We start from the raw sequence: 5,701 nt of genomic DNA, 5'->3' as shown, positions 1-5,701 counted from the left end.
CTTCGAGACCGGCCAGTTCTTTCATCACGAACAGCATGTCCTTGATGGGTGCGCTATACATCTCCGTCTCCTTGATATGGGTATGCGAACGAGAGGCGTGCCATGCGAAACCCGCAATTCGGGCATGGACGGCAGCTCGGATGACCCATCCTACTGCCTCGCGTACGTACGCCCGATGGCGAAATCTGCCGTTTCATTGACAAAAGCTGCCGTTTTTCCGTCGGCACAAAGCGTGGACCTGGCCGGGAGATGATTGGCCGATTATGTCAATGAATCGGCCAAGCTTGCTAATGCTCAGGGAAGCGGGCGAATCTAGAATAGACTGAACATGCAGCCTGACGCTGCCCTCAGCGATGTTTGCGACTGGACTGACTGGCCATATTTGTCATGTCGGGCGTACGACACCTTCCAAAGCATCGCGAGTGAAGACCCTACCGGAGACAAGCCCATGGACCTGTTTGGCCAGATGATGTACGCGCCGTTATTGTTGTCCTCGTTGCTCCAGCAGGCCGCGCGGCACTCCAGTAAGGTCGAGATCGTGTCGCGCCGTGTCGAGGGTGATATCCACCGCTACACCTATCGCGATTGCCATATCCGCTCAATGCAGCTCGCGAATGCGCTGACAGCGTACGGGATCCAACCCGGCGACCGGATCGGCACGCTCGCGTGGAACGGGTATCGCCACATGGAAATGTACTATGGCGTATCCGGCATTGGCGCGGTTTGTCATACCATCAATCCGCGGCTTTTCGCTGAGCAGATCGCCTATATCGTCAACCACGCGCAAGACCGGTTCATCTGTTTCGACATGTCGTTTGCACCGCTTGTCGAGCAGATTGCCCACCAATGTCCGCTTGTCGAGAAGTGGATCATGTTGTGCGACGAGTCGGCATTGCCGGAAACATTCGCCGTGCCATTGGAGAGCTATGAAACGTTGATTGCCGGTCAGCCTCAGTCGTTCGACTGGCCGCGCTTCGACGAGCAGCGCGCAGCGGTTTTGTGCTACACGTCCGGGACGACCGGCAATCCGAAAGGCGTGCTGTATTCCCATCGCTCGCTCAGTCTGATGGCCTATGGGTCGGCGTTGCCGGATACGCTGTGTCTGTCCGCGACGGATACGGTTGCGCCCGTCGTGCCGATGTTCCATGTCAATGCGTGGGGGTTGCCGTTTTCGGCGCCGCTCGTGGGCGCCAAGCTGGTGCTCCCCGGGCCGAAGCTCGACGGCGAGTCGCTGTGGACGCTGTTCGAGCAGGAAGGCGTCACCTTCTCGGCCGGCGTGCCGACCATCTGGCTCGGCCTCGTCGACTACATGCGCCGTGCGGGCAAGCACAGCACGCACTTCAAGCGTGCGATCGTCGGGGGATCGGCATGCCCGCCGCAACTCGCTTCGTCGTTGCGCGAGCTTGGCATCAAAGCCGTGCACGCGTGGGGTATGACGGAACTGTCGCCGCTCGGCACCGTATGCTCGCCGTCGCATGGCTACGAGGAGAAGTCCGCTGAGGAGCAGAAGTGCATCGATGCCAAACAGGGGCGCGCCGTGCCCGGCATCGATCTGAAGATCGTCGGTTCGGGCAGCGTGGAGTTGCCGTGGGACGGCAAATCGGCGGGCGATCTGATGGCGCGTGGCCACTGGGTGCTGGATCGTTACTACGGCGTCGAGCAAACGGCGCTGGAAGACGGCTGGTTCTCAACGGGCGACGTTGCAACGATCGATTCCGATGGCTATATGCAGATCACGGATCGAAGCAAGGACGTCATCAAATCCGGCGGCGAATGGATTTCATCGATCGAACTCGAACATGTCGCAATGTCTCATCCCGAGATCGAATCAGCGGCTTGCATTGGGTGCGAGCACCCGAAATGGGACGAGCGTCCGCTGTTGATTGCGGTAAGGCGTGCTGGCAGCACATTGAGCGCGCAGGAATTGTTGGCGTTTTACGATGGTAAGGTCGCCAAGTGGTGGATTCCAGATGATGTGGTTTTCGTTCCGGAGATGCCGCTGACCGCGACGGGAAAGCTCCAGAAACTGGTTCTCAAGCAGCGATTTGGCAAGCATCTCGTCGATGCAGCGAAGCCCTAGGCGTAGGCTCGAGCGCAAATCACTCAAATCATCTTGCGGTAGGCCTGCGGCGTACTGCCCGTCCAGTGGCGGAACGCGCGGTGAAAGGCGGTCGGATCGTCAAAACCCACTTCGTAGGCAATCACGCCGATGGCATCGGCCGAACGCGTGAGACGCTGGACAGCAATGTCGCGGCGCAGTTCGTCTTTGATTGCCTGGAAGGTCGTACCTTCAATCGAGAGGCGGCGGCACAGCGTTCTCACTGAGTAGTGCAGACCCTGTGCGACGACTCCGATTGTGGGAATCTCGGGCAGGCAACCCGCAATGTATTGGCGCACCTGGTGACAAACCATCTGCTCAGCAAACGACACGAAGATCCAGTCTTCCGGCGCGCGCGCCAGAAACTTCTTCAGATCGGACTTGTGTTGCCGGATGGCCATGTCGAGATATCTGGCGTCGAACGACATGCAGGTCTGAGTGCAAGCGAAATGCACCGGTCCGGGAAACAGGTAAAGGTAGTCGGTCTCCCGCGATGGCCGCGGGAAATCGAACTCCACCTTGACCAGAGGGATTTTCTGCCCGATTAGCCAGGACGCCACACCGTGCACGAGCTTTAACATCAGCTCCTGGCCAAGCGCATTCTGAGACCTGTTTGCCTCGTTCGCGATGAGTTCGATCCTGCAGAGCGACTCGTCGCGTTGCGACTTCACGGTGAAGTCGTCGAGAATCAGGTGGAAGAACTGCCCGAACCGATGCATCGCGACATCCAGCCGAGGCGCGTCGAGCAGGCTAAGGCACAGATACTTGAGCGTGCCATTGCGCAATGGCCGGCTGAAAATGCCAGGCATTTCATCGTCATATTCGGCCGCAAGCAACCGATAGAGTGTTGAGAACTGCTCCTGCGTAACGCGCGCTCCCGGTCTGTGCAGCAATGCATGCGGGATGCCGGATCGTTCAGCCAGCCTCTCAATCGCCATGGGGTCTGCGCCGGCTAGAAAGCCGTTGACCAAAGACATTGAGACGGTAGCTGAGAGCGAGTTCAAGGGGGCGGTACAGTTGTGCGCAACTGCTCGATGTTATGCGTGGCTTATTTTGTCATAGGTCGGGGCCGAATGCGAATGGGCGATAGGCGAGGCGCGCAAACGTACGCCTCGCGGGCGGAAACGGCTGAAAACAGCTGTCACATGATCTGCCAGCCGCCGCGCTTGCTTAGTTACCGGGTTGGAATACCTTCAGTCGATTGTCGACGCGCTGCACACCGGCGACGCTCTGCGCAACGGTAACGGCGCGAGCGATCTGCTTGTCATCCGGCGCACTGCCGACCAGCGTCACCACACCGTCTTTCGCAAGAATCGAAATTCCCGACGAGTTAAGCCCCTTCGATGCAGTCAGCGCGTGCCGAACGTTCTTCTGCACCAGGTGATTCTGCGCGCGACGCGCTTTCGGGCCGGATTGGGGCGCAGCTTGGGGTGCAGCCACGGGCGCGGACGACGCTATATCGTCGGACGCTGCGGTCTGTGCCAGCGCCGAAACCGAGATGATGGATGCGACACACAATGTGATCGTCTGAACGACTGCTGATTTCAGAAAAACTCCAAGAGAGCTTTGCTGGGTAAATATCGACCGCGCTTTTGAGGGGGGCGCGCTTTCGTAGAAATTTGCCATCACATCATCGATATGCAGGGCGGAGCGCCGCACCTGGCAATCGCCATTCTATGGGGATGACTACCCTGTATTCGTCGATGTCGCAGGAAGAGACTGTTGTCGAAACGGTGAGTAAATCGAGCGCTTTCGAAGCGCGTATAGAAGTGACCAGTTTGTCTGGAAGCGTTCTGTTTCGAATCGGGCCTTGGCGCTCCGCGCAGCGCATTCGGTTCAGCGCAATAGCCCACGCGTGTAGTACAGGCTAATTCTGTAAAGGTGTTTTCGAGGTTGTCGCGTATATCGGGAGTGAGGACGCGTTTAATATGCCGTCGCGCCTAACCGGGAAGCATTATTTCCGGTCTGCTGCGAGAGCTTCGATAACGCAATTGCAAAAGCATTGCGCGAGATCAATAACACGGGCCTCGCCTACACCACCATCTCGAGATTCGATGAAAACTGCTGTTGCGTCCCGGTAGTCAACTGTATTGGATGCGCGTTGGCCGGCCGGGCCGGTCATCGAGAGAAGTAGCACGGGGTACTGTTCAATGATGCACGTCGTTCTGTCCGCTTTCCGGTGGCCACTGGTTGTGCTGTGTTTCATGGCCACGCTATACGCGGTCGTCGCAGCGCTCGCGACACCGTTTCTACGCGCGAGCCGGTCGGGCAGAAACCGATTTCAGCAATACGGGGCAATGGTCGACGGCGTCAGCGTATTGAAACCTTTGTGCGGGGCTGAGCCGAGGTTATACGAGAATCTCGCCACGTTCTGCGAGCAGACGCATTCCCACTTCCAGATCCTGTTCGGCGTGTCCTCGCCCGACGATGCCGCAATTCCGGTTGTGAGACGTTTGCAGGCTGCGTATCCGGACCGCGACATTGAACTCGCAATCGATTCCCGGGTGCATGGCTGCAATCTGAAGGTGAGTAATCTCATCAACATGGTTGAGCGGTCCAAGTACGACATCATCGTGATCGCCGACAGCGATATCGCAGTCAACTCCGACTATTTGCGTACTGTCTCCGCGCCGTTGGCCGATGCCGGAGTCGGCGTGGTGACGTGTCTTTACGTCGCGCAGAGTGTGGGTGGCTTCTGGCCTCGCCTGGGCGCGCTCTTCATCAACGAGTGGTTTGCGCCTTCTGTGCGGGTGGCGCACGCGGTTGGCTCCCGCCGGTTTGGCTTTGGCGCGACCCTCGCATTGCGACGCACGACGCTTGAGCGCATCGGCGGCTTCGCCGTGCTGAAAGATTGCCTGGCCGACGACTACTGGCTCGCGGAGCACGTCCGTAACCTTGGACTCCGCACGGTGCTGTCACCTGTGATGGTCGCTACGGACGTCATTGAACCGACATTCGCGACCCTGTGGCTGAGGGAAACCCGCTGGTTGCGTACGATCCGGTCAGTGAATCAGTCGGGGTTCGCGTCGCTCATCATCACGTTTGCCACACCTTGGATTGTGGCCGGTGCATGGCTGGCGTTAGATTTTCGTTCGGGCGAGCTAGCAAGCGCGCATCCCTGGGGAGCAACGGCGCTGGCGGTGAATTCGGCCATAGGCGTGGCCGCGCGAATAGTGCTCCACGCGCGTGGCGCGCGTGATTCACATTCGTTCTGGCGAGATCTGCCACTCGTGCCGCTGCGTGATACGTTGCTGGCGTTGCAATGGCTTGCGGGAGCGTTCGGTTCTCACGTTGTGTGGCGCGGAGCGCGCGTGCCGGTCGCACCGTCCAGCAACCCGATCAATCCTTCCGTATAAACGCGCCGGATTCCACTGAAGCATCCGATGGACTTTGAAATGACATACAGTTCGCTCGCGCAACGCGAAATTTTCCCTATAGAACACAAGTTGCCGGAGCAATCATGAAAGCGCTTTTTTTGCAGGCGCCGTCGTACGACGGCTTCGATGGTGGCGCGGGTTCGCGCTATCAGGCCAAACGCGAAGTCCGCTCGTTCTGGTATCCGACGTGGCTTGCGCAGCCCGCGGCACTCGTGCCCGATAGCCG

At 58.9% G+C, this 5,701-nt stretch carries 4 protein-coding genes and 1 pseudogene; 3 read left to right on the top strand and 2 right to left on the bottom strand.

The features are described 5' to 3' along the window. Positions 1 to 448 precede the first annotated feature (448 nt). Positions 449 to 2,080 (top strand): 3-(methylthio)propionyl-CoA ligase, encoded by a 1,632-nt coding sequence (locus P0D68_RS35360; protein WP_408294407.1) that lies wholly within the window; start codon positions 449 to 451, stop codon positions 2,078 to 2,080. 23 nt (positions 2,081 to 2,103) lie between these two features. Here the strand turns inward: P0D68_RS35360 and P0D68_RS35355 are convergent, their stop codons facing one another. Next, the gene (locus P0D68_RS35355) at positions 2,104 to 3,075 is read right to left on the bottom strand and encodes an AraC family transcriptional regulator (protein WP_408188035.1); all 972 of its coding nucleotides are present in this window, start codon (positions 3,073 to 3,075) and stop codon (positions 2,104 to 2,106) included. Positions 3,076 to 3,268: 193 nt separating this feature from the next. Continuing rightward, positions 3,269 to 3,724, bottom strand: coding sequence for a BON domain-containing protein (locus P0D68_RS35350; protein ID WP_408468828.1), 456 nt, complete (start codon positions 3,722 to 3,724; stop codon positions 3,269 to 3,271). 524 nt (positions 3,725 to 4,248) lie between these two features. Here P0D68_RS35350 and hpnI point away from each other — a divergent pair. Continuing rightward, positions 4,249 to 5,454 carry a bacteriohopanetetrol glucosamine biosynthesis glycosyltransferase HpnI gene (hpnI, locus tag P0D68_RS35345; protein WP_408294401.1) on the top strand — a complete coding sequence of 402 codons (1,206 nt, stop codon included), beginning with the start codon at positions 4,249 to 4,251 and terminating at the stop codon, positions 5,452 to 5,454. Positions 5,455 to 5,558: 104 nt separating this feature from the next. Further along, positions 5,559 to 5,701, top strand: a pseudogene (locus tag P0D68_RS35340) (hopanoid biosynthesis associated radical SAM protein HpnJ); the annotation flags it as partial.

The organism is Paraburkholderia sp. RL17-380-BIE-A (genome assembly GCF_046028085.1).
Taxonomy (GTDB): Bacteria; Pseudomonadota; Gammaproteobacteria; order Burkholderiales; family Burkholderiaceae; genus Paraburkholderia.
The sequence above is the reverse complement of the archived record's forward strand: the minus strand, read 5'-3'. Positions and strand labels throughout refer to the sequence as shown.

What these genes read in the sequence shown, in the direction of transcription:
- P0D68_RS35360 (WP_408294407.1), top strand. Translation starts at nt 449, where the DNA reads ATGGACCTGTTTGGCCAGATGATGTACGCGCCGTTATTGTTGTCCTCG.
- P0D68_RS35355 (WP_408188035.1), bottom strand. Translation starts at nt 3,075, where the DNA reads ATGTCTTTGGTCAACGGCTTTCTAGCCGGCGCAGACCCCATGGCGATT.
- P0D68_RS35350 (WP_408468828.1), bottom strand. Translation starts at nt 3,724, where the DNA reads ATGGCAAATTTCTACGAAAGCGCGCCCCCCTCAAAAGCGCGGTCGATA.
- hpnI (WP_408294401.1), top strand. Translation starts at nt 4,249, where the DNA reads ATGATGCACGTCGTTCTGTCCGCTTTCCGGTGGCCACTGGTTGTGCTG.